This is a genomic window from Streptomyces sp. SYSU D01066-1 (assembly GCF_054956795.1).
Map to the genome: position 1 here is coordinate 36319 of NZ_JBUDHV010000047.1, position 22925 is coordinate 59243.

The window sequence follows — 22925 nt, forward strand, 5'->3', positions numbered from 1 at the left end:
GCCGAGGGAAACCGGTTCTGCAAGGCGTGCGGCACGCCGGCCGAGGACGGGAAACTGTGCAACCACTGCGGCGCCGTCCTGAACCTCCCTGACAGCACGGGGCTGGTCGAGGACCAAGGCGCAGCAGTACGACGTGGCTTCGAAGGACGCACCCAACAGTAAGCGTGGGAGACGGTCGGAGGACGAACCCGATCAACCCAGGCCGTTGAACAGCATGCACCGGGGTACACGGGCCGACATGGCACCGAAGACCGAACGCATCCAGTTCCTGCGGGCCGTGCGGCAACTGCGCCGTATCCGCTCCTTCTACGCCGCGGGCATCCTCTTGTGGACGGGCTCGGCCCTCTGGACCGGCTGGCAGGCACCCGGGAGCCGACAGATGTGGGTGTCCGTCCTCCTCCTGGCCGTCTTCACCGCTCTCCTCGTCACCGCGAGCCTGTCCCTGCGACGCCTCGCAGTTCCCGCAACAGGCCAGCCCGTGCACCACGCTGCCCCGCACAAACTGCCAAACGCCCGCCACCACGCCCACGCCTGACTGGCTGTTCTATCCGTGGGGGAGTGCCGGCGGCTCGGGCGGCTTGCGGGCGAAGCGTTCGGGGTGCTTCGCGCAGACCGCCTGGAGGACGTCGGCACGCATCTCGCGGAGTTGCCCGGCGAGGCCGAAGTGCATGTCGTAGGGCGTGTGCAGGCCGATCCCGGAGTGCCGGTGCTCCTCGTTGTACCAGGTGAAGAAGCGGGTGCACCACGCCCGGGCGTCCTTGAGGGATCCAAAACGGCCGGGAAAGTCGTGCCGGTATTTCAGGGTCTTGTACTGGCTCTCGCTGTACGGGTTGTCGTTCGACGTCTTCGGCCTCGAATGCGACTTGGTGACGCCGAGGCCGGCCGTCATCTGGGCGACGTTCTGTGCGGCCATCGGAGACCCGCGGTCCGAGTGGATCGTCAACTGGCCTGGCTCGGTGCCGTACTTGGCGATCGTCTCGGACAGGAACCGCTCGGCGAGGTCCTTGTTCTCGTGCGCGGCGGTCATCCAGCCGACCGTGCAGCGGCTGAAGATGTCGATGATCGTGCAGAGGCAGCAGTAGACGCCCTTGCCCGGTCCCTTCAGCTTCGCGATCTTTCTGTCCCTCAGATCCGCCCTCGGCCGTCCGGCCGGCGCGGAGAGCACCGCCTGGCCGCCCTTGTCCCGCTGCTGCCGCCACGTCGTGATCAACGACGAGTACGGGCCCTCCCGCCGCAGCAGGGCGCCCTTGCCCTTCTTGTCCGACGTCTCGTACTCCGCGAGGACCCTCGCCTTGTACTCCGCGGTATACCGGCGCGGACCGGTCGAACGGGCTTCCACCTGCGGATCAGGCATCCCGTGGTCATTCGTGCCGGCCACCCGGGCACTGCTCCTTCTCCGCCCTCGACTCAATGAATCATCCATTATGTCCGATTCGGCCTGCTTTGATAGACGAGGCGAGAACCTCGACCTGCGCAGGCGTCTGGCTTGCTACGAAGCCGACTGAGTTGTGAAAGGGCATGGCCCGCTGATCGATCCCCTGACGTCATGCTCCCCAAGGTCGGTCTCGGTGTACGTCCTCGGCGACGCTGGCACCGCCCGCGTCGCCGAGGACGCTGCCGGGGTTACACCTCGCAGGTCAGGTCGTGTGCGGGGAGTCGTCCTGTGCGGAGATAGGCGTTGACACGCTCGTCGATGCAGGCGTTTTCGTACTCGCCGTACAGGCCGTGCTGGCGGGCGCTGTCCATGGTGAGCAGCCGGGAGCTCGGCCACTGCTCACGCATGGCCTCGGCGCCGGTGTAGACGGTGCGGGGGTCGCCGGTGGCGGCGACGAGCAGGGCGGGGACGTCGTTGTCGAGCACGGTCGGTGCCTCGGCGGGCCGGTCCCAGAACTCGCAGGGGGTGATGTTGCCGGCCAGCGGCCCGGCGAGGGGGAACCGCTCACGGGAAACCTGGACCGCGCGCCAATAGGTGCCAACGCCGCGTCGCTCGGCCACGTCACCGCAGATGATCGCGGTCATCTGGCTGGAGGGGGCCGAGCCTGCCCCGGTCAGCAGGAATTCCAACTGCCCGGCGAGCGCTTCGGACGGTTCGACCGGCTCCCGTTCCGCGGCGCGCGCCGGGAGGCGGACGGTCGCTGCCAGGTCGGCGCGCCGCTCGTCGAGGTCGCTGCCAAGGCCGCCGATGAGGACGGCGGGGAGGACGTGCTCGTCCAGCTTGTACATCTTCCCGATCCGCAGCGGCTTCTGCGCGGCGGCGGCGAGGATGTGCTCGACTGCCGTCAGGACCTCGGCGCGCGTGGCGCCCAGCCCGTAGGCGCTGTGTCGTGCGGCGGCCCATGACGCCCAGGCGCGCAGGGCCGCCTCGTTGGCCGCCTCGGTGCCGCGCAGCAGGGTGTGGTTGTAGAGCTTCGGGGACATGACGCCGTCGAGCACCATGCGATCCGTGCGGCCCGGGAAGAGCTGTGTGTACACCTCGCCGAGGTAGCTGCCGTAGGAGTATCCGAGGTAGGAGAAGACGTCCTCGTCGAGGGCGGCGCGGATGACATCCATGTCGCGAGCGGTGTCGCGGGTGGTGACGTACGGCAGCACGTCGCCGTGGGCGCGTTCGCACTGCCTGGCCAGGTCGCGCGCGACGGCGACCTCCTGGCGGTATGCCGCCCGGTCGGCGCCCGCAGAGCGCAGAAGAGCCGAACCGAGGTTCCAGCCGCAGTCCAGCGGGGTGCTCCGGCCGACGAAACGCGGGTCCATACCGATCAGGTCGTAGCGGTCGGCGACCTCTCCCATCACCTCTGACTTGGTCAGTGGCATGTGGAGGCTGGGGCCGGCCGGTCCCCCGTCGTTGAACAGCAGCGGACCGATGCGGTGGGCGGTGTCGGTGGCCTTCAGGCGCGATATGGCGACGGTGATCGTGCGACCACCAGGGTCGGCGTAGTCGAGCGGCACGGTGATGTCCGCGCAGTCGGCGCCGGCGGCGTCCAGCTCCTGTCCGAGCTCGTCGTCGATGCCGAGTGCGCAGGCGTGCCAGTCGAGGTGCTGGCCGTGGAAGCGGGCTAACGGATTCGGCTCGGCGGCAGTAGCGGTGGTCGTCGCGGTGGCGGCGAGTACTGCCGCGTATGCCGCGAAGGCCCTGATGCGTCGGGAATTTGACATGGCCGCACGCTAGGGCGGTGGACACCTCAGCACACTCCGGGAGACCCCCGAAACCGGGTGGGGTTATCCCTCGAAAAAGTCCAGTTCACATGAGCCGTGAGGGGGCGCAGTACGGCCCGTCGCGAGTACGAGTACCGCGTCAACGGCCAGTTGTCGACGATATGCCGCTGACGTCGTGAACTGTAAAAACTCCATTCAACTCGTCGCGGCTACGGATACCAGGTGGTCGATGTCCAGGCCCCGCGGGCCCAAGGCTTCGGCGTGGTCGGCTGACGCCCGGTCACTGACGTCTCGTCGTGTTGGGCAGAGTTCGAAACAAAGCAGGCACGAACGTCCGTGATCATGAAGTTCTCTACGCTCTGTGACTTGGACTGCTCGTGCCTGCCGACGCATCATCTCTGATCACTTCTGCCTTAGACCAGTTCGGACCGCACCCGGAAGCGGCCGGGAACGAGGTTCCCGGGCTGCTGGAGCGACTCGCGCAGGTCCCGGATCCACGTGCTCCGAGGGGAGTGAGGCATCCGCTGGTGACGGTCCTGGCCCTGCCGGCCTGCGCGGTCCTGGCCGGAGCGAGATCTCTGCTCGCGGTGGGTGAATGGGTCGCCGACGCGCCGCCCGCTCTGCTCGAGCGGCTCGGTGCGGTCGTCGATCCGCTGTTCCCGAAACGGTCCTGGCCTGCCCTGCGGAGTCCACCGTCCGGCGACTGCTGAGCAGAATCGACGCGGACGCTCTGGACCGGGCGGTCGGAGCCTGGCTCGCAGATCGGCGGGCCGAGAAAGAGGGGCTTCGGGCACTGGCCGTTGACGGGAAGTCGCTGCGGGGTGCGGCCCGCGCGAAAGGCCGGAAGATCCACCTCCTGGCCGCTTGCGACCACGCGAGCGGGCTGGTCCTCGCCCAGATGGACGTCGGCGAGAAGACCAACGAGATCACCTGCTTCGAGCCGCTGCTCGACACCCTCGAGGACCTGGCAGGCGCGGTCGTCACCAGCGACGCGATGCACAACCGGAACGGCCACGCCGTCTGTCTGCTGAACCGGCGGGCACATTGCATCGTGGTCGTGAAACGCAACACGGAGAAGCTCCGCAAGCAGCTCCGCAAGCAGCTCAAGTCCCGGTCCTGTGGTCCGGGCAGAGCGGCCAGACCGACCGGTGGCGAACTGGCTCCTCGAGCGCTACGGCTCCCCGCAAGCACTGCGCGAAGCGGGCCACCGCAAGCTGGCCGAGGTCCTCCGGCCCCGAGCGCCGCGCATGGCCGAGCGGCTGGTCGACGACATCTTCACCGCGCTCGACGAGCAGACCGTCACCGCCCCGGGCACCGGCACCCTCGACGTGATCGTCCCGTCGCTGGCCAAGTCGCCGGCCGCCGTTCATGAACAACACCGGGCCCTGGAGAAACGGATCGAGGCACTGCTGGAGGCCCACCTTCTTTCCCAGGTCCTGACCTCGATGCCCGGCATCGGCGTCAGGACCGCCGCAGTCCTCCTGGCCACCGTCGGCGACGCCAGCAGCTTTCCCACCGCGGCCCACCTGGCCTCCTACGCCGGCCTCGCCCCGGCAACCCGCCAGTCCGGCACGTCGATCCACGGCGAGTACGCCCCCAGAGGCGGCAACGGGCAGCTGAAACGAGCGATGTTCCTCTCCGCGTTCGCAGCCCTCCACGATCCCGCCTCCCGCACCTACTACGACCGCTGCCGAGCCCGCGGCAAAACCCACACCCAGGCCCCCCTCCGCCTGGCCCGTCAACGCATCAGCGTCCTGTTCGCCATGCTCCGCGAGGAACCCTCTACGAGCCCAGAAGCTCCCGACTCGCTTGACGAAAGACATAGAGGCACCCCCCCACCGGTCACCGGTGACCCGCGGGCAGGGCCCTTCACGTCACCAGGCGCAGTGACGCCTCGGCGATCCCCACCCGCACGCTCTGGCCCCAGGTCAGTTCCAGGGCGTCGGTCTCCATCCCGTCCCCGAAGGCCACCATCCGGTCCGACTCCACGGTCAGCCGCAGCGTCTGTCCCCGCTCCAGTTCACCCGAGACTCTCGAGGTGCCGGTCGCGGGCGACGGCCAGGCCTCGCGCACGAACCACAGCAGTCGCGGATCGCGTGGCGTGGGCATCGTCACGGTGGCGCCGCGCTCCAGCCACAGGGAGCGGAGCCAGCCGGTGGCGCCGGTGCCGGTGCCGACGAGGACGCCGGAGGAGGCCTGGGCCTCGCCCGGGTCCGTCCCGGTGCCGGTGCCCAGGCGGTAACGGGCCGTCTGGTGGCCGGGCGGCCCCAGGTAGATTTCGTTCAGCGCCAGGAGGCGCTGGGTGTCGTCGGCGACCGCCTCGGCCATGGTCAGCTCCTCCACCCCGCCGCCGTCCCCGTCCCGGGCCGCGGTCGCGGCGCGCAGCAGGTCCGCCGCGTCGGCGCAGCGGTGACGGACCAGGACTCCCGGATTGCGTTCCGGATCGGTGTCGATGCCCACCACCGGCTGCCCGGAGAGGTACTTCGCGGTGTTGGCGACCAGGCCGTCCTGGCCGACCACGACCACCACGTCCTCCGGGGCGAACAGGAACCGGTCCAGGTCCGCCCGCTCCACCCTGGTGCTGCGCCAGGTCAGCGGCACCGCCGACGCCACCTCCCGCAGCGCCCGCCGGGTGGCGTCGTGGCGGCGGGCCACCTCGTCGATCAAGCGGCCGCGGCTGGAGAGGAAGAACGCGGCCTGCCCGTGCGTCCCGTGCCGGGCGAGCAGTTCCTCGTACTCGGTCCTGCGGTGCACGAGCACCGCCCGCGGGGCCAGACTCACGCGTCCGCCCGGCCTTCCGGCCGCCCCATCCTGGCGAGGAGCCCGGTGAGCACGTCCGGGGAAAGGGTGACGCTCTCGATCCGCGGCAGGTTCTCCGCCAGCCGGGTCGCCGCCAGGGCGTGCAGCGTGGCCGGATCGACCTCGCCGTGCACCCGCAGCCAGGCGGCCTGGGCCTCGGCGCGCGCCGCGCCCGTCGCGCGCGCGGCCTCGGCCTCCGCGCGGGCCAGGCGGACCGTGCGGGCCGCCTCGGCCTCGGTCCGTACGCCGTCCGCCGCCGCCTTCTCCTCCGCCTCGCGCCGGGTGTTGGTGCCGCGCTGGTTGACCAACTGCTCCTCGCGTCGGGCCAGTTCGATCTGGCTGGCCAGCTCGTTCTCGGCGATGGCACGCTCGCGCTCGACGGCGACGGCCCGCCGCTCGTAGGTGGCCCGGTCCGCCTCCTGCTGGATCTGCTCGCGGGCCGGGGTGCGCAGGGCGCGCTCCACCTCCGCCTCGGGCCGGATCGCCACGACGCGTACGGCGACCACGTCGATGCCGGTGGCCAGCAGGCGGGGCTCGGCGGCGAGACCGGCAACGACCCGTTCCCGCACGGAGGCGACGCCGTCCACCAGCGCGACGGCCAGCGGGGTGCGGACCAGCACGTCCAGCGTGTGCTGTTGCGCGGTCTCGGTCAGGAGGGTGGCGATCTGCTCCAGGGGGGTGCCGCGCCACCTCCCGTTGTCGGGGTCCACGGAGAAGTCCAGCCGGTTCGCCGCCTCGGCCGGGTCACTGATCCGGTAGGTGACGGTGGCCTGCACGGCGACGTCCTGGAAGTCTGCCGTACGGGCGTGGAACGCCATGGCCAACTCCCGGTCGTCGACCGGCACTTCGGACAGCGCCGCCGACAGCGACCGGTACCAGAAGCTGAGCCCCCGGCCGTCGTGGACGAGCCGGCCGCGCTTGTGGTGGCGGATGTGGGCGGTGGGCGCGGAGCGCAGATGGCGCCATCCGAAGCGCCGGGTGATGTCGGCCATGGCGGACCTCCTCGATTTCGTCAGTACGACGATAACCGGGAGGCGCAGATATCGTCAACCAGACGAGATCCGTGAAGCTGACAACACGCTTGACGAGAGCAGGAATTCAGGCATCCATGGGCTCCGTCGGGGACTCCTGCGACAACGCCCTCGCGGAGAACCTCTGGATGCTCATCAAGACGGAGGGCCTGCGCGGCCGCACCTTCGTCACCCGGGCCGAGGTGAACCTCGCGCTCTTCGAGTACATCGACGGGTTCTACAACAGTCGGCGCATCCAGAAACGCCTCGGCTACCTCAGTCCGGTCGAGTTCGAAGAGCAGCACTACGCCAAGCAGGCAACGACCGAACGAGCGAACCCGAAACCCCGCCAACCTGCCCTGACCAGCTGATCAGCCCCCCGAGCAACGGGGGAACCTCACGGGCGCGGCGGTGGCCGCTCCGGGGCGCCGCAGGCAACGGGGCGGTACGGCTGATCCGCGTCGCGGCCAGGGACGGCCGGATCCTGGTCGCCTCCGTCCTGGCGGGGCAGTCGGCCGCCGAGCGGGCGCGGCCGGCCTGGTCGCCGCGTGCGTCCTGCCGGAGTCTCGTGCTCGTGGGCCGGATGTCTCAGCGGATCCTGACGGAAATTAACCATGACAGGTGCATGACGTAAGTGGATCGAAGGGCATACCATCGCAACGCCTCGGAGGGGCGGTCGACGGTGTGTCCGGCCCCCACCGGACAGCCCGTGCCCCTCCTTCGCGTACCCGACCCCGCTGGGGCCGGATTCCCCCCCACAGATGAAGGAGCAGCAATGCCCCTCGCTACTTGGCTCAAGGCAGGCACGTCCGCCACAGCGCTCGTTCTCGCCATGGCGGGCCCCGCGACCGCTGCGGTCGCTCCCGCAGGTGAATCGTCCGCCGCGCGGGCGGCGGCGGTGACCCTTCGCTACGACGACAGCCGCGCTGCGGGCTGGGAAACCGCGATCGCGGCCGGAGTCGCGTCATGGAACGCGAACGTGAGCAACGTCCACCTGGTCGAAGCAGCGTCCGGCACCGCGGCCGAGATCGTGATCGTCGCGACCACGGGCTGGCCGCAGGCCACCCTCGGCCCTGTTCGTCCGGGCCGTCAGGTCCGGGTCGAACTCGGCAGCCAGGCCGTGGACCAGGGTTACGACAAGACCCGGATCGCCGCTCACGAGCTGGGGCACAGCCTCGGCCTGCCCGACACCAAGCCCGGCCCCTGCTCGCAACTGATGTCGGGATCGAGCGCCGGCACGGCCTGCACCAACGCCACACCGAACGCCACCGAGCGCTCCCTCGTTCAGTCCGCCTACGCGAACGCAGTCGCCGCGCTCGCACGCACTGACGGCCGGGCCCTCATCGACGCACCCTGACCAAACGGTCATCAAAAGGACATCAAGCGGATGGACGTCCCGGGGACCTCGTCGAGATTTCCGGGACCCGACCAGGAAAGCCCGTTGAGCGAGCTGACCAGCACCCGCATCCGCACCACCGCCGCCAAGCTCGGCCCGCCGCACCTGGCCAAGGCCCTGAACCAGTACGTCCAGCGGGCCACCGAGGCCAAGATGGGCTACCTCGATTTCCTCGACCTGGTGCTGGCCGAGGAACTCGCCGTCCGCGACGACCGGCGCTTCCGCAACGGCCTGCGGCTGTCGAAGCTGCCGCACCACAAGACGCTGGAGGACTACGACTTCTCCTTCCAGCCCGACCTCGACCTCCGCAAGGTCAAGGACCTGGCCACCCTGTCCTTCGTCGACGACAAGGCCGACGTCGCTCTGCTCGGGCCGCCCGGGGTAGGCAAGACACACATCGCCGTCGCCCTGGCCGTCGCGGCCTGCCGGGCCGGCTACTCGATCTACTTCACCAGCCCCGACGACATGGTCCGCCATCTCAAGGCCGCCGAGAACCAGGGCCGGCTGATCAGCAAGCTCACCAGCTACCTCCGCCCCAGCGTCCTCGTGGTCGACGAGGTGGGCTACCAGCCGCTGGAACGGGCCGAAGCGAACCTCGTCTTCCAGGTGATTTCCAAGCGTTGCGAGAAGGACTCGATCATCCTGACCTCGAACAAGACCTTCAGCGAATGGGGCCAGGTCTTCGGCGACGAAGTCCTGGCCACCGCGATCCTCGACCGTCTCCTGCACCACTGCGAAGTGATCTCCATCAACGGCCCCAGCTACCGGCTCAAGAACCGCCTCAAGGCCATCGAGCGGGACAACGAGGTGGCCTGACGGCCCACGTCGATTCCAGCGGCCGAACACTTGATCAGTCGTTGATCACCCGCTGGAAGATCTCGGAGAACTCGCCGTTCTCGATCAGCCCGGCGATCACGCCGGTCATGCTGTCGATGCCGGGATCCCTGACGATCAGGCCGTCCGAGACCCAGAAGTACCGGCCTCCGAGGGCCTCGTCGGTCCCTGCCCAGAGCTTCATCAGACGCTCGACTTCCGCGACGGTGAACACGGTCGCGGTCCAACAAGATCCACCCCTCAGAGTCACGAAGACATCGACATTGCAGACTTCGTCCAAGTCCTCGCCGTCGCTGGGCAGGAACGACGCCTGAAAGTCCGCCATGCGGACCCGATACCAGGGCTCGTCCCACCCTCGCTCGATCGGCTCCGACGATGTGCTGGGGCTCATCGCGCGAGTGTCCCTGGGCGGGGCATCGATCTCAACCGAGATCCTCTACCGTACTGCCGCTGCCTGCGGTCAGAGCTGGGGACGTTCGTCCGTACGCAACTGGGGAGAAAAGTCCGTACGCCGACAGCCTGAGCAGTGGTGCACATAACTTCGTACTCGGTGGTGCACTCAGACAAGTACCCAGGCACACCCACGACTTCGTCACCTGGCTCGCTCATCGGGGACAGTGGCTGTCCTACTCGGTCAGCATGGTGATCACCGACACGATCCACCAGCATGTGCTGAGGGTTCTGGCATCGGCATGGACGGCGGCCGTCGAGGCGGACGGCGAAATCCGCGACGGCGCCTGGGTCGCTGAACTCACCGGCGACGTCCTGGACGGCCGGCCCAAGGGCATGCGGCTGATCGTCTGCAAGGAACGACCCCACCCGGGGCCCAGTTGCGGCTCACGGACGCGGACGGCATGCGGCTGACCTGCTTCGCCACCAACACCTTGGGCCGGCCGATCGCCGAACTCGAACTCCGCCGCCGGCTGCGGGCCCGGGCCGAGGACCGCATCCGCGCCGCCCGGGCCACCGGTCTGCGCAACCTGCCCCTGCACCGCACGGCCCAGAACCGGATCTGGCTGGAGATCGTGCGGGTCGCTCTCGACCTGCCGGCCTGGATGCCCATGCTCGCCCTGACCGGCAAGGCCAGGCTCTGGGAGCCCCGCCGCCTGCGATTCCGGCTGCTCTCCGCGGCCGCCCAGCTCGTCACCACCGGCCGACGCCGCATCCTCCGCCTCGCCCGGCACTGGCCCTGGACCAGCCAGATCACCACCGCCCTCGAACGGCTCGCACTCCTGTCAGACCCCGGCTGACCAGCAGATTCACCGCTCCGACGACAGCGTCACCCAACCTCAGGACAGTGGAATTCGGCGCCCGCCCGACGCGACAGCCGGGCCGCCAGCCTGCCCACCATCAGCCCCGAAAAGCGGGAGGGTCCACCGACTCCGTCGGCGGAACCTCAAGAAAGATCGAGGTCAGACACTCCCCGATCACGCGACACTTCGGCAACAGGGCCTCTTGCCTCTCGCCGGACTCGACAACCGCGAGCTACCAAGAGGCCCTTCCTCTATGCCCTACCAATCAACAAGTGACCCGATTCAGGGCACCGCTCGAAGCGGACCGAGCGCACGACCGGATAGAGAACGGCCCTTCAGTGGCTGATGACGACCTTCCCGAAGCGGGAGCCCTTCTCGAAGTGGGCAAACGCCTCCGGTGCCTGTTCGAACGGGAAGACGCGGTCGATGGCGGGCCGCAGTCGGTGTTTACCGATGGCTCTGTTCATCTGCTCGAAGTCGCTGCGGCTGCCGACACTGATCGATCGGAGTGTCGCGGCACGGCGGAAGAACCGCGTCACGTCCATGCCGCCGCCCGACGCGAGATCGCCGACAAGGGCGATCTGCCCGCCGTGGGCGACGGCGTCGATGGACTGGGCAAGCGTTCCGGCACCGCCGATTTCGACGACACGGTCGACGCCGCCGTCCGTGAGCGCCCGTATCCGTGCACCCCACTGTGGGGTGTCGGCATAGTTGACGACGTCGGATGCGCCGAGAGCGCTCAGGCGTCGGGCCTTGCCGTCGCCGGATGTCGTGGCCAGTACGCGTGCGCCGGCCAGGCGGGTGAACTGGAGCGCGAAGACCGACACCCCGCCCGAGCCCTGGATCAGCAGCGCATCGCCCGGGCCGACGCCGCTCACGGCCGACCACGCGGTGAGCGCGGCACACGGCAACGTGGCCGCCTCCTCGAAGGACAGGTGGTCCGGTACGGGGACCAGACTCTGTTCGCCGAGGACGATGTAGTCGGCGAGCCATCCGTCGCGTTGTGTGCCGTGCAACTCTCCCCATCCTGGGAACGGGCCATACAGCCAGGTCGGGTGAAAGGCGCCCACAACTCGATCATCGGTCCGGAATCGTGTGACTCCCTCCCCGACGGCTTCGACGACGCCCGCGCCGTCGGAGAGTGGGACGCGCCCCGGAGCCGCAGCAGCAGAATACCGGTCGGCGACGATGAGTCGGTCACGCGCGTTGAGGGAAGTGGCTTTTACCCGTACGAGCACCTCGCCCACCGACGGACTCGGCACCGGACGCTTAGTGGAGACCGCGAGACCTCCGCCTTTTTGCACCTGGAATATGCGCATGTTATGCCCTTCATTCGTGAATCGACCTCAAGATAGGGCGGTCCGGCTGGACGGTCTGTATCGTCACGTCCGATATTTGATGCAGATCGTCCAGGAGGATGGATGGATCCGATCGACGACCTCCTCGCCACGATGAGGATTGAGGACGCGCGGTATGCGCGCATCGACGCCCGTGCGCCGTGGGGCATCTCGTTTCCGCCCCGCCACCTGGCCCGGCTGGTCCTGATCTCCAGCGGCTCGTGCGTGCTCACCGCGGACACCCTCGCCAAGCCACATCGTCTGGAAGCCGACGACTGCTTCCTGGCCCGGGCAGGTGTGGGCTTCACCCTGCGGGACGAGGCGAGCAGCGAGGTCGTCGACTGCGACGGCCTGGTCCCCCGGGCTTCCGGCCATGCGGTACGGGTCGGAGGCGCAGGTGCGCCGACCCAGATCGTGTCCAGCCGGTTCGCCTTCGACGCCGTGGCGGCCGAACCCCTCTTCGCCTTTCTGCCGCCGCTGTTCCGACTGAACCTGAACGACACCACCAGTCGGCTCCTGCGCGCCACGTTCGACCTCATCGCGGGCGAGAGCGAGGCGGGCGGGCTCGGCGGCGGCTTCATCATGAGTCGCCTGTCCGACGTGCTCTTCGTCCAAGCCCTACGGACCTGCTGCGCGGACGTAGGAAGCGGCACCATCGGCTGGATCAGCGCACTGAGGGACCCACGGCTAGCGAGTGCAATGCATGAACTGCACGCGGACCTGAGCCGTCCGTGGACGGTCGACGAACTCGCCCGTGAGGCAGGGATGTCACGCTCGGCGTTCGCCGCCCTGTTCAAAGAGAGGACGGGGGAGACCCCGCTCGGATACCTCACGGCATGGCGTATGTACCGGGCGAAGGTACTGCTTCGCGATACACCGCTGAGCGTTCAGGAGATCGCTGTCAGAGTCGGCTACGACACCGGCACCGCCCTGAGCCGCGCCTTCTCGAAGAAGGAGGGCGTCTCGCCCGGAGTCTGGCGAAACCTAACCCACGAGACGACCCGCCGGGCCGAGTGAGGATCACGTCACCCACTGAGCGACTCTGTCGGGGATCTTGGGATTCACCGGTGGATCATGGTGCTCGACCGGGATGATCGGCTTGGAAGTGAAGGTCGTTCGTCGTGCACGAGGTGATCCGGTGTCCATGTCTCCCCGTTCCGGTGGCCAGGTTCCTGCCCTGACCGCGCAGATCGCTCGGGCGAGTAATCCCCATGGCACGACCGCGATGTGGGTGCGTGACCGGCTCGAAGGGTTGTGGCGGGACAGGGACTTCACCACGTGGTACCCCCGGGACGGGCGGCCGGGACTGTCGCCCGCGCAACTCGCCACGGTGAGCGTCCTGCAGTTCCTGCACAATCTCTCCGACCGGCAGGTCGCCGAGGCGGTGCGCTGCCGCATCGACTTCAAGTACGCGCTCGGCCTGGAGCTGGACGATCCCGGCTTCCACCACAGCGTGCTGTCCGACTTCCGTGACCGGATCGCCGAGCCGGGCCGCGCCGACGCTCTGCTCGATCTCGTCCTGGCCCGGCTGAGGGAAGCAGGGCTGGTCAAGGCGCGTGGCCGGCAGCGCACCGACTCCACCTTCATTCTGTCCGCAGCTCGTGAACTGACCCGGCTGGAACTGGTCCTGGAGACGGTCCGCGCGGCCCTGGAGGAGACCGCTCGCACGATGCCGGACCTGCTGGAAGGGCTGGTGGACGAGGAGTGGGCCCTGCGCTACGGCCGTCAGGTCCGCCTGGCCAGCCAGCCCTCGCACCCGGTCACGCGCCTCACCCAGGCCGGTGCCGATGCCACCGAGCTCCTGGAACGTATCCGCGATGCGGGCCGGCTGGCCGGCCCGCAGGCGGAGATCCTGCGGCAGGTACTGGTGCAGCACTTCCTCCTCGATGCCCGCGGCCGACTGCGTCCACGCCGGGAGAGCGACGGGCAGCCGCCGTCCCGGGTGCGTATCGAGTCCCCGTACGAGACCGAGGCCCGCTGGACGAGTCGCGGGCACCGCCGCTGGACCGGCTCTCTGGCGCACGCCACCGAGACCTGCGACGACAAGGGCGTCAATGTCATCACCGACGTCGCCACCGTGCCGCCTTCCGCCGACAGCACCGCGCTGCCGGGCATCCACACCCGCCTCAAGCGCCGCCGCCTGCTGCCCGCCGAGCACCTCGTCGACAGCGGCTACACCTCCGTCGTCCACCACGACACCGCCGCCCGTACCCACCGGGTGACCATGGTCGGCCCGGTCAAGACCAACAACTCCCGCCAGAACAAGTCCGCAGACGGCTTCGCCCGGGAGAACTTCATCATCGACTTCGACCGCCGCGAGGTGACCTGCCCCAACGGCAAGGTCAGCGGCAACTGGAACGAAATCCCCTCAATGGCCCCGTACGTGGTGGTCCGGTTCGACAAGCGGCAGTGCGGCCCGTGCCCCGAGAAGACCTCCTGCACTTCCGGAACGGCACGGACCGTGAAATTCCTGCCCCGCCACCTGCACCAGATCCAGGCCCAGAACCGCGCCGACCAACAGAATCCGGAGTGGCGACGGCTCTACGCCTCACGCTCCGGCATCGAGGGCACCATGGACGCGCTTACCAACGACCACCAGATGCGGCGATGCCGCTACCGCGGCGTTGCCAAGGCCCACGTCCAGCACGTCCTGACCGCCATCGCCATCAACATCGACCGGCTCAGCACCCAGGAACCGCCGGACTCCACCCACCGGCCCCGCTCCCCGACCGCATTCCAGCAGCACCTCGACGAGCACGCACTTCCCCGCCCTCGCTGGTGGCGCCAAGGACAATGATCAAGGGAATCCCAAGATCCCCGACAGAGTCGCTCGATGGTGCGCCACCGCGTCCGGCACCGCACCACTCCGACGATGCCCGGCACTCTCGCGCGCCGGTGCGCCACACCCGACGCACCGCACCGCACCGGTGCGCCCGCCGTCGGCCGATCCTTTGCCCGGGTGCGGCCGGACGCGCGCGACCCCCTTGTCCAGCTCTGCTACCGCGACATTTCTCCTTGCCATCGCCGGTTTCGGCTCGCGATTAGGTCGCGGTCAAGGGGGTGTGTGATAGAGAAGCCCGCCCGGCTGTGGCGCACCCGCTGCGGCGCGGCGGTGCCGGCGGACCGCACCACCGTGGTGCGGTGGTGCGGTGCGGTGGTGCGCCTGCGATGCGTGCCGCACCGCACCACCGCCGTCGCGAAGGTGCGGCTACGCGGAGGTGCGGTGCGCTGGGTGCGCCTGCATCGCCTGCTTCATCCCCGTGGCCTCCAGCTGGCGCAGAACGTCGGCGACGTCGCTGTGCTCCTCGGTGAGGATGTTCTCGGTGAAGCGGATGATGGTCTGGGCGATGCCCAGCGCACCGGCCAGGCACTCGCCATCACAGAGGAGCTCCAGCAGAAGCCGTCCGAGCGCCGCCGCCAGGAAGGAATGCGCGCAGGGCTCCCCGTCGTGGTCGTCCACTGCGGTGATCGGGATGACGATGCGCGCGGCGACGTCCAGGAGCATCTGGAGCACCTCCGGGCCCATGCCGTCGACGACCGCGCAGGCGGTGTCGATGTCGTCGGCCTGCAGCGCCCGGATGTAGGCGAAGGCAACGGCGACATCCTCCGGCTCCATCGGGGCGAGCGGCGTAGTGACGGTGTTCTCGGGCATGACAGCTCCTCACGTACGGGCCGCCTCGCTGATCGCGGCGACCTCGAAACCACCTTCGAGCTGCAGCCTTGTGGACAGAGTCCGGCCGCCGGGCGGGGGAGAGGGCCCTCCCCGCGCCGTTCGCGGCGCCCCCCTTGTCCGCCTCCGCTACCTGCGACATCCCACACAAAAGGGGCAGCGCCCGGGGAGGAGAAATCTCCGTCCCCGGGCGCTGCCCGGCTGCCGACTCAGTTCAGGCGGTAGCCGCTCCGAAATCCCGCGCCGACGTTGCCGCGGATGTCGTCGAGATACTGGCCCACCTGATCGACCTCCTGCATGCACTCGATCAGGAAGCCGGCTGCGATCCACGCGGTGTGCGCCCCGGCCCCGCTCGCCAGGCACCACCGCTTGAGGTACCGGCTCGCCACCGTCACCACCTTCTCGGTGACGTACGCGGACTCGCAGTCGGCGTGCTCGTCGGGCACGGCGGTGAGGTGGCCGGCCAGCAGCAGTGCACCGAACTCACCGATCAGCCGTGCCAGCTCGGGGCCGTCGGCGTGGAACTCCGCCAGCGCGGCCTTCTCCTCCTCGGTGCCCTGTTCCCGCCAGACCAGCTCCACGTAGTCGGCGGCCCGCAGGATCTGCTCCGGGGCGAGCTGGGGGACCTTGGGTGACGTCGTCTCCATGACGGCTCCTTGCTGTTCGCTGGCCGGATGCCTGGTGCGCCCGGCCGGTCGCCCTACGGTGCGAGCCCTGCCCTGTGGACAGAGGCCGCGCTCCGGGAGGCGGTGGGGAGTGACTCCGGTCACGGACAAACTCGGACTGCAAGGGGCGGTCAAGGAGGAATCGGGCGCAGGTTGTTGGTGGCCGTCAGACCGCGGTCAAGGGGTGGCTTCACACGGTGGCTCCGGCCCGTGCGCAGATCCGCGCGCGGGCCGGACGACTGCCGACCCGGCCTTGTGCGGCCGGAGAAACCCGAGGACGCGATGACCACCGCACCCGACCCGCACACCCCGCCGGTCCTGGCGGACACCGCTGCGACGGCAAGCCCTGCTCCGAGCCCTGCGACAAGCCTCGCTCCCAGCCCCGCAGCCTCCAGCCGTCGTCTGGCGGTTGTTGCTGATCAGACCCCTGATTCGCCTGCCCCGGCCGGTTGCAACTCCGCTTCTCCAGGTACTGATGTATCTGGAGAAGCGTCCCGGCCCCGGAAGGCCGCGGCGACGAAGGCCGGCGCGAAGCTCCGCGGCGAGGTCCTGCTCACCCTCGCCCGGCTGCGCCTGGCCACACCCCGCCAGCTGAAGGCGCTGCTGCTGCCCCATCAGCAGGACACCGACCATGTCCGCCGCGCGCTGCGCAACCTGCTCGCCGAATCCCCGGCCCTGGTCGGCAGGACCCACCGTGCCCAGCAGAGCTACTGGTACTGCACCTCGGCGGGCTTCGCCGAAGCCGCCGCCTCCGGTGAGCTCGCGTCGCCGGCCGGCCGGACGACGGGGAAGCGCATCGCGGCCAGCAAGACGGGCCTTCGGGAGCATGGCCTCGCCCTGGTCGACACCGTCATCGCCTTCCACCAGGCGGGGGTGGCCGATCACGCCGACTGGCGGGTGGAAGTCGCCCACCCCACCCCGGCCGGGAACCTGGTGCCCGACGCCGTGGTGCTCCTGGCCAACGGCGCCAGCGCGTTCGTGGAGATCGACCGCACCGTGTCCTACGCCGGCCTGCTCGCCAAGCTGGAGCGCTACGACGCCTACCGCAACGCGCCTGCGTCCGGGCGCGGCAACGCCGCCCGCTCCCCGCGCAACCACTGGCGGGAGACCTACGCCGGTCCGTCACTGGAGCGGACCTTCCCGCTGCTGCTGTTCGTCTTCGCCCCGGCCAAGCGCCGCGCGGCCCCGGAAACGAGGGAGGCCGCCTTCCACGACCGCGCCCGGCCGAACTGGCGGATCACCGTGGCGACGACGACCCTGCACCAGCTCACCCATGACGGGGCCGACCGGCCGGTGTGGCGGATCGTCGGCCGCGGCGAGGAGGACCGGCGGGTGCTGGCCGCAGCGCCCAAGCCGCGGTGAGCACAGCGGGCCCGGCCTCCACCCAGGCCGGGCCCGGTTGTCGGTAGCGGCTGGAAAGCTGACCGGATGAACGGAGACGAGCAGCTGCTGAACGGCCGCGTCTACGGCGCGGAGCACGACGACCCCAACCCCGGCCCGCTCCCGCACCGGACCTACGCCGAACTGGTCGGCGGCCCGCTGGACAGCCTGCTGCTGGACATCCACGGCTGGCGGACCGAGGAGGTCGACGACGGCGTCGCCCTGACCACCGAGCTGTCCCGGTGGCCCGGCGGCCGCGCCCTGTACGACCCGCGCCCCGGCGAACCCCGCACGACTCCAGGGACTCCCGGCCCACGCCCGTGCGTTGGCAGTACGTGGCGATCAGCATGGCCGCCGTTTTCAGTGCCCGCCGTGTTCTTGAAGGGTCGGCCGTTCCTACGCTGCCCGGTCCCAATGGTCGGGCAGGGTGTCCTCGTCGGGTGGTTGCTGTGTGGCCTTTTCGCGGGCGCGCAAGAAGGCCCAGGGAGGTGAGGTACCAGGGCAGTGGCCAGACGGTGGGCCACCAGGCTGCTTGGGGTGTGGCGAGGAGGTCGAGGGCGGCGGTGGTCATGCCGGCGGCGAGACTCCAGCACAGCACGTGCCCGGCCCGCCGGGCGGCGAGGGTGAGCCGGTGTGGGACGGGGGAGTGGCGGGTGGAGCGGGAGCAGGGCATACGTCTGCCCGGTGCGTTCATCGGAGAGGAGGTCCTTCACAGCAGGGGTGATTGCCGCGGGCTGGGGGCCCACGCATGCAGGACGGGGTCAGTGTGCATTCCGTGAAGGCCTGCACCTAGGAACCGCTGGCGTTCGCCACCGCCTTTGAGACAACTTCCGTGGCCAGTGCGGTCATGGCATGACCAGCATGAACGACTCGGTGATCACGCCTCATGGTCGGCTGGAAGGTCTGAACCTGGCCGAAAAGGTCCGGTCGCTGTCCTTGGACCCGCAGACACAGGGCCTGTTCGAGCATTTTCGATCTGAATGCTCACCAAGATCGGTGAAAATTTCGCCAACTGGGCTTGCTCGGCGACCCTATTGCGCCAATAAGGGCGTGTTTGAACCAGTGAAGCGGTGGGGCGCATTCCGGCCCGTGTGCATATGGCGTTCGAGGGGACGCCGCATCGATTTGTGTGCTTCTTGTGACAGCTTGTGTGCCGCTGGTGGCCGCTGGGGTCGCCGGGTCTAACTTTCTGTGGGGGGGAAGCTGATGCACTCGCGTGCTGCGCGCACGCCTATGTGGCGTGCCCGAAGAACACACAGAACCGCTCTCGTCTCCGCGATCACCACGGCCGCCGTGGTGATCGCCGCCGCGCCCGGCCTGGCGGCGACACCGAAACCGGAGCTCCCGGAGCCGGAGAGTCCGTGGACGAAGCCGACCAAGGTCCAGGCTCCCGCGACACCGGCCGGCACAGTCAAGGCGCCCGCCTCGGAGGCCGAAGCCAAGCCCTCGGCCGAGGTCACGGCCTGGCGGGCGGCCCAGAAGGCCCGTGCCACGGGCGAAGAGCCTGCCAGGAGCTCCGCATCCCGCTCGGTCGCTGCTGCAGCGGCCGACTACCTGCCCGAGGGTCAGGGCGAGGTGCCCTGGCACCAGATCCTCGACACCCGTCTCAACGACGCCCTGGTGGCGCGGGTGAACGTCTCCAACGGCAACCTGATGCTCGCCGCGACCGACTTCGATATCGCCGGCGTCGGTCAGAAGCTGCAGCTGACCCGTACCTACAGCTCCCTCGATGCGCCGTGGGGGAAGGTGTCGCAGCGCTGGTGGCAGGCCTACGAGCGCTACCTCCAGGTCGGCGACGGCGAGGTCGACGTCTTCGACGCCACCGGGAACCTGCTGCGCTTCACCGCCAAAGCCGACGGCACCTACACGACGCCGACGGGCTACTCGAAGGACCTGAAGAAGAACGCGGACGGCACCTACACCCTGACCGACCGCAAGTCCGGCACCAAGGACACCTACAACGAGCACGGCACCCTCACCAAGGTGACGGACAAGAACGACGGCACGATCACCGTCGACCAGCACGACGAAGGCGCCGAGCACAAGGGCTTCAAGCTCACCGAGACCCGCACGGGCCGCTGGATCGACCTGGTCAAGACGGACGCGAGCCAGTGGCAGGCCAAGGACCACACCGGCCGCACCGCCGTCCTCGACCTCGACAGCGCGGGCAACCTCGCCAAGGTCACCGACACCGCCGGCAAAGCCACCGCTTACGAGTACGACTCCTCCCGCCGCCTGACGAAGGTGACCACCCCCGAAGGCACCGTCACCCTCTTCACCTACGACAGCCACAACCGCGTCACCTCCATGCAACGCGCCACCGGCACGTCGGGCAGCGCCCGCACCGGCCCGACCTGGCGCTACGACTACACGACCGCGACCCCGTCGGATGCGGGCACGACGACGGTCACCGACCCGGATGGCGACGCCACCAAGTACGTCCACAACGCCGATGGTGAGGTCACCAAGGTCACCGACCCGCTGGGCCACTCCCGCCACTCCACGTACAAGAATCACCTGACCCAGACCGCTGTCGACGCGATGGGCACCGGCACGGACGGCACCGGCGGCAACACCACCACCTACGGCTGGGACGACCGCAACAACCCCATCTCCCAGAAGCTGCCGATGGGCGCCACCGCCCAGGTCTCCCAGTACCAGACCATCGCGGGCACGGACCTGCCCAGCGACCTGACCGGCGCCAACGGCCGCAAAGACAGCTTCAAGTACGACACCAACGGCAACACTTTGTCGGTGACCACGTCGGGCACCGCGGGCGCGACCCGCGAGTACACCTACAACGACGCCGACCCGACGTGCGGTGGCTTCGAGGGCCAGCGGTGTACGGCGAAGGACGGCAACGGAAAGGTCACCTCCTTCACCTACGACGACGAGGGCAACCTGATCAAGGTGAAGCCGCCGGCGCCGCTGGGGGAGACGACCTACACCTACGACGCGCTGGGCCGCGTGGAGACGGTCAAGGACGGCCGCGGCATCACCACCGTCTACGGCTACGACTCCCGGGACCGCGTGCGCGAGGTCTCCTCCACCAACTTCACCATCACCTACACCTACGACGGTGACGGCAACGTCACCACCCGCTCCGACGCCTCGGGTTTCACCAAGTGGGAGTACGACAAGCTCAACCGCGAAAGTATCCGCACCCTGCAGAACGGCGCGCAGACCGCGCTGGCGTACACCCCAGGCGGTGACGTCGATTTCTACACCGACCCGACCGGGACGACGGACTACACCTGGGACAAGGCCGGCCGCCTCGACTACCTCACCGCACCGGACGGCGCGAAGACCGACTTCGACTACAACAACAACGACAAGCGCACCAAAACCGTCTACCCCGGCGGCACCACCCAGACCGTCACCATCGACGACAACGGCCGCCCCGAGCGCATCAAGACCACCTCAGGCACGCAGACCTTCGTCGACCTCTCCTACAGCTACGCCAACGCGGGCAAGGACACCACCAAGATCCGCACCCGCACCGACAACATCACCCAGTACAAGACGAGCTACACCTACGACTCCCAGGACCGCCTCTCCTACGCCCTGGAGGCGGACTCGGCGGGGGCGCGAAAGGCGTCGTGGCTGTACTGCTGGGACAAGGTCGGCAACCTCACCAGCCAGGACGGCAGCAAAAACGCCTGCCCGGGCGGCACCACGTACACCTACAACGACGCCAGCGAGCTGACCGGGAAGAACGGCTCCACCACGGGCTGGTCCTACGACAAGCTCGGCAACGAAACCGGCGCAGCCAGTGGCACCGCTCGCACGAACGAGTCCTGGACCGACTACAGCCAGCTCGCCGGGATCACCGCAGGCGGCAAGACCTACGACCTGGTCCACGCCGGCACCACCAATGCCGAGCGCACCAAGCTCGGTGAGACGTGGTTCCACCACACCGCACTGGGTCTCGCGTCCACGACCACGAACGGTGTCGACACGGGATTCATCCGCGAGCCTTCGGGCACGCTGAACTCCATGACGACTGGGGGGAAGCCCTACTACTACCTCACCGACGCCACCGGCAACGTCCTGGGCCTCGTCGACGCCACCGGCAAGCGGACGCACACCTACGCCTACGGCCCGACGGGCACGCCCCGCGGCACCACCACCGAGGCCACCCCCCAGCCGTTCCGCTACGCGGGTGCGTACGCCGACCCGACGGGTCTGTACGAGATGGGGCACCGCTACTACGACCCCGCCCTCGGCCGCTTCACCCAGCCCGATCCCTCCGGCCAGGAATCCAACCCCTACCTCTACGCCGCCGGCGACCCCATCAACAACAGTGACCCGACGGGGCTGTTCAGCTGGCCTGATGTGGGAAGCGCTATTGGTGGTGCCGTGGCTGGCCTCGCTGCTGCAACAGCTGTGGCCGCAGCTTGCGCAGGGACGGCCGGAATAGGCTGCGTGGCCGCCGGTGCGGTAACAGGCGCCCTATGGGGAGGCGCCGGTGCAGGGCTGGGAGCCGTGGTCGCGGGCGGAGACAGCGACGACGCCAAAAACGCTGTCCTTGGCAGCGTCGTCGGCGGACTCATCGGCGGAGCGAAAGTCTGACCAACAGGGAGAACACCTGTGCCCGACGCGAGCAAGGCGTATGCGATCGCTTGGAAGCGCGGCATGCTCTTCGCACTGATCGGTGCGGCGCTTGGAACAGTGCTGAGCCTGGCCTTTGGCTTCATCGGCACACCCTGGCAGGGCGCGCTGGTGATGGGCGCCATTGGTGCCGTCGTCGGCCTGATCCAACCACCACTCAACCGAGCGGTCCGAAGGTCCGTCTATCGCGATTAGTGACGCCCGCTCTGTGACCGCTCGTGAGCAAGTGACCTTCCTCCAAAATGCGGCCCTACGCCGGATCCGGCGTAGGGCCGCAGTGCGATTGACCGTGTGGGACCGCACGGCCAGCTCTGCTGACCCTCTCGCGGGTGAACGTTGGCTTCCGGGAGAACTGCTGCCGCTGGTGGTGCGTCGTGCCGACCGTGGAAGCGATCAACGAAACGCACGTGTCCGAGCCCGGTCTGGTCGTGGTCGACGTCGCCACTGCGGATGATGAGACCGCGTTCGCGTTTCACGCGGCGCTGGCGGCGTGGTGGGCGACGACGTCGGTGGAGCGCACCACCCGGGATGCCGACCAGGCGGGTGCGCGGCTGCGCTGCTACCTCGACATGCGTCAGCCGCTGGCCGGGCCCGGCGGGGGAGGGGCCTGATGGTGCGCCGGCAGGTGGCTACCGTGCGAGGGTGACCTCGACCGGGGGAGTGTCCAATAGACGGCGGATCCGATGATCAAGGAGACGCCTGATGAGCGAGACCATCACTGAGTGAGCGTTTGGTTCGCTTTCGCGGTAGTTCTTGGCAGATTGCGCCCCGGCATGGTCGCTGTACGACGACCCCGTATACGGGGATAAGCCCTCAATGA

General features: G+C 68.9%; 19 protein-coding genes and 4 pseudogenes. 15 read left to right on the plus strand and 8 right to left on the minus strand.

Going from position 1 to position 22925, the window contains the following annotated elements; genetic code table 11:
- Positions 1-238: 238 nt before the first annotated feature.
- Positions 239-535, plus strand: coding sequence for a hypothetical protein (locus ACY1JF_RS29270; RefSeq protein WP_462708279.1), 297 nt, complete (start codon positions 239-241; stop codon positions 533-535).
- A 9-nt stretch (positions 536-544) separates the two neighbouring features.
- Here ACY1JF_RS29270 and ACY1JF_RS29275 read toward each other — a convergent pair whose 3' ends face one another.
- Together ACY1JF_RS29275 and ACY1JF_RS29280 are read right to left on the minus strand one after the other, a co-directional pair.
- Positions 545-1354 (minus strand): transposase, encoded by an 810-nt coding sequence (locus ACY1JF_RS29275; protein WP_462708280.1) that lies wholly within the window; start codon positions 1352-1354, stop codon positions 545-547.
- A gap of 269 nt (positions 1355-1623) precedes the next feature.
- Positions 1624-3150: an alpha/beta hydrolase gene (locus ACY1JF_RS29280; RefSeq protein WP_462708281.1), complete on the minus strand. Its 1527-nt coding sequence runs from the start codon at positions 3148-3150 to the stop codon at positions 1624-1626.
- A 377-nt stretch (positions 3151-3527) separates the two neighbouring features.
- Here ACY1JF_RS29280 and ACY1JF_RS29285 point away from each other — a divergent pair, with 377 nt between their 5' ends.
- From ACY1JF_RS29285 to ACY1JF_RS29295, 3 genes and pseudogenes are all read left to right on the plus strand, one after another.
- On the plus strand, positions 3528-3860 hold the full coding sequence (locus ACY1JF_RS29285) for a transposase family protein (protein WP_462708282.1): 333 nt from the start codon (positions 3528-3530) through the stop codon (positions 3858-3860).
- Positions 3746-4204: pseudogene (locus ACY1JF_RS29290) on the plus strand (ISAs1 family transposase); the annotation flags it as partial. The gene ACY1JF_RS29285 and the pseudogene ACY1JF_RS29290, both read left to right, overlap by 115 nt.
- A gap of 91 nt (positions 4205-4295) precedes the next feature.
- A pseudogene (locus ACY1JF_RS29295) lies at positions 4296-4963 on the plus strand (transposase); the annotation flags it as partial.
- A gap of 56 nt (positions 4964-5019) precedes the next feature.
- Here the strand turns inward: ACY1JF_RS29295 and ACY1JF_RS29300 are convergent.
- The gene (locus ACY1JF_RS29300) at positions 5020-5931 is read right to left on the minus strand and encodes a hypothetical protein (protein WP_462708283.1); all 912 of its coding nucleotides are present in this window, start codon (positions 5929-5931) and stop codon (positions 5020-5022) included.
- Positions 5928-6941 carry an SPFH domain-containing protein gene (locus ACY1JF_RS29305; RefSeq protein ID WP_462708284.1) on the minus strand — a complete coding sequence of 338 codons (1014 nt, stop codon included), beginning with the start codon at positions 6939-6941 and terminating at the stop codon, positions 5928-5930. The genes ACY1JF_RS29300 and ACY1JF_RS29305 overlap by 4 nt, the downstream gene beginning before the upstream one ends.
- 116 nt (positions 6942-7057) lie before the next feature.
- Between ACY1JF_RS29305 and ACY1JF_RS29310 the strand changes: the two genes are divergently transcribed.
- The 3 genes from ACY1JF_RS29310 to istB all read left to right on the plus strand — a co-directional run bounded on the left by ACY1JF_RS29310 (position 7058) and on the right by istB (position 9171).
- Positions 7058-7330, plus strand: coding sequence for an IS3 family transposase (locus tag ACY1JF_RS29310; protein WP_462708285.1), 273 nt, complete (start codon positions 7058-7060; stop codon positions 7328-7330).
- Positions 7331-7734: 404 nt separating this feature from the next.
- Complete coding sequence (locus ACY1JF_RS29315) at positions 7735-8316, plus strand: snapalysin family zinc-dependent metalloprotease (RefSeq protein ID WP_462708286.1); 582 nt, start codon at positions 7735-7737, stop codon at positions 8314-8316.
- 84 nt (positions 8317-8400) lie between these two features.
- Positions 8401-9171 carry an IS21-like element helper ATPase IstB gene (istB, locus tag ACY1JF_RS29320; protein ID WP_462708287.1) on the plus strand — a complete coding sequence of 257 codons (771 nt, stop codon included), beginning with the start codon at positions 8401-8403 and terminating at the stop codon, positions 9169-9171.
- Between the two features lie 34 nt (positions 9172-9205).
- Here the strand turns inward: istB and ACY1JF_RS29325 are convergent, their stop codons facing one another.
- Complete coding sequence (locus ACY1JF_RS29325) at positions 9206-9580, minus strand: hypothetical protein (RefSeq protein ID WP_462708288.1); 375 nt, start codon at positions 9578-9580, stop codon at positions 9206-9208.
- Between the two features lie 188 nt (positions 9581-9768).
- Here ACY1JF_RS29325 and ACY1JF_RS29330 point away from each other — a divergent pair.
- A pseudogene (locus ACY1JF_RS29330) lies at positions 9769-10439 on the plus strand (transposase); the annotation flags it as partial.
- A gap of 338 nt (positions 10440-10777) precedes the next feature.
- Here the strand turns inward: ACY1JF_RS29330 and ACY1JF_RS29335 are convergent.
- Positions 10778-11761, minus strand: a complete 984-nt coding sequence (locus ACY1JF_RS29335) for a zinc-dependent alcohol dehydrogenase family protein (RefSeq protein WP_462708289.1) — start codon at positions 11759-11761, stop codon at positions 10778-10780.
- Positions 11762-11863: 102 nt separating this feature from the next.
- Between ACY1JF_RS29335 and ACY1JF_RS29340 the strand changes: the two genes are divergently transcribed.
- Positions 11864-12796, plus strand: a complete 933-nt coding sequence (locus tag ACY1JF_RS29340) for an AraC family transcriptional regulator (RefSeq protein WP_462708290.1) — start codon at positions 11864-11866, stop codon at positions 12794-12796.
- Between the two features lie 127 nt (positions 12797-12923).
- Positions 12924-14576: an IS1182 family transposase gene (locus tag ACY1JF_RS29345; protein WP_462708291.1), complete on the plus strand. Its 1653-nt coding sequence runs from the start codon at positions 12924-12926 to the stop codon at positions 14574-14576.
- 411 nt (positions 14577-14987) lie between these two features.
- Here ACY1JF_RS29345 and ACY1JF_RS29350 read toward each other — a convergent pair whose 3' ends face one another.
- Entirely contained in the window at positions 14988-15431 is a 444-nt protein-coding gene (locus ACY1JF_RS29350; protein WP_462708292.1) for a hypothetical protein, read from the minus strand.
- 227 nt (positions 15432-15658) lie between these two features.
- Positions 15659-16096 (minus strand): hypothetical protein, encoded by a 438-nt coding sequence (locus ACY1JF_RS29355; RefSeq protein WP_462708293.1) that lies wholly within the window; start codon positions 16094-16096, stop codon positions 15659-15661.
- A 300-nt stretch (positions 16097-16396) separates the two neighbouring features.
- On the opposite strand from ACY1JF_RS29355, the gene ACY1JF_RS29360 reads away from it, so the two are divergent.
- From ACY1JF_RS29360 to ACY1JF_RS29380, 5 genes and pseudogenes are all read left to right on the plus strand, one after another.
- Positions 16397-17476, plus strand: a complete 1080-nt coding sequence (locus ACY1JF_RS29360) for a replication-relaxation family protein (protein ID WP_462708294.1) — start codon at positions 16397-16399, stop codon at positions 17474-17476.
- Between the two features lie 66 nt (positions 17477-17542).
- Positions 17543-17806, plus strand: a pseudogene (locus ACY1JF_RS29365) (hypothetical protein); the annotation flags it as partial.
- A gap of 921 nt (positions 17807-18727) precedes the next feature.
- Positions 18728-22066 carry an RHS repeat-associated core domain-containing protein gene (locus ACY1JF_RS29370; protein ID WP_462708295.1) on the plus strand — a complete coding sequence of 1113 codons (3339 nt, stop codon included), beginning with the start codon at positions 18728-18730 and terminating at the stop codon, positions 22064-22066.
- A gap of 18 nt (positions 22067-22084) precedes the next feature.
- The gene (locus ACY1JF_RS29375; RefSeq protein ID WP_462708296.1) at positions 22085-22300 is read left to right on the plus strand and encodes a YMGG-like glycine zipper-containing protein; all 216 of its coding nucleotides are present in this window, start codon (positions 22085-22087) and stop codon (positions 22298-22300) included.
- Positions 22301-22434: 134 nt separating this feature from the next.
- Positions 22435-22716 (plus strand): DUF6207 family protein, encoded by a 282-nt coding sequence (locus tag ACY1JF_RS29380; protein WP_462708297.1) that lies wholly within the window; start codon positions 22435-22437, stop codon positions 22714-22716.
- The last annotated feature ends 209 nt before the right edge of the window (positions 22717-22925 follow it).

Excerpts from the sequence above, each read along its gene's own strand:
- ACY1JF_RS29370 (WP_462708295.1), top strand. The coding sequence starts at position 18,728 with ATGTGGCGTGCCCGAAGAACACACAGAACCGCTCTCGTCTCCGCGATC.
- ACY1JF_RS29345 (WP_462708291.1), top strand. The coding sequence starts at position 12,924 with ATGTCTCCCCGTTCCGGTGGCCAGGTTCCTGCCCTGACCGCGCAGATC.
- ACY1JF_RS29350 (WP_462708292.1), bottom strand. The coding sequence starts at position 15,431 with ATGCCCGAGAACACCGTCACTACGCCGCTCGCCCCGATGGAGCCGGAG.
- ACY1JF_RS29310 (WP_462708285.1), top strand. The coding sequence starts at position 7,058 with ATGGGCTCCGTCGGGGACTCCTGCGACAACGCCCTCGCGGAGAACCTC.
- ACY1JF_RS29340 (WP_462708290.1), top strand. The coding sequence starts at position 11,864 with ATGGATCCGATCGACGACCTCCTCGCCACGATGAGGATTGAGGACGCG.
- ACY1JF_RS29360 (WP_462708294.1), top strand. The coding sequence starts at position 16,397 with ATGACCACCGCACCCGACCCGCACACCCCGCCGGTCCTGGCGGACACC.
- ACY1JF_RS29305 (WP_462708284.1), bottom strand. The coding sequence starts at position 6,941 with ATGGCCGACATCACCCGGCGCTTCGGATGGCGCCATCTGCGCTCCGCG.
- ACY1JF_RS29275 (WP_462708280.1), bottom strand. The coding sequence starts at position 1,354 with ATGCCTGATCCGCAGGTGGAAGCCCGTTCGACCGGTCCGCGCCGGTAT.
- ACY1JF_RS29270 (WP_462708279.1), top strand. The coding sequence starts at position 239 with ATGGCACCGAAGACCGAACGCATCCAGTTCCTGCGGGCCGTGCGGCAA.
- ACY1JF_RS29355 (WP_462708293.1), bottom strand. The coding sequence starts at position 16,096 with ATGGAGACGACGTCACCCAAGGTCCCCCAGCTCGCCCCGGAGCAGATC.
- ACY1JF_RS29335 (WP_462708289.1), bottom strand. The coding sequence starts at position 11,761 with ATGCGCATATTCCAGGTGCAAAAAGGCGGAGGTCTCGCGGTCTCCACT.
- ACY1JF_RS29280 (WP_462708281.1), bottom strand. The coding sequence starts at position 3,150 with ATGTCAAATTCCCGACGCATCAGGGCCTTCGCGGCATACGCGGCAGTA.
- ACY1JF_RS29325 (WP_462708288.1), bottom strand. The coding sequence starts at position 9,580 with ATGAGCCCCAGCACATCGTCGGAGCCGATCGAGCGAGGGTGGGACGAG.
- ACY1JF_RS29315 (WP_462708286.1), top strand. The coding sequence starts at position 7,735 with ATGCCCCTCGCTACTTGGCTCAAGGCAGGCACGTCCGCCACAGCGCTC.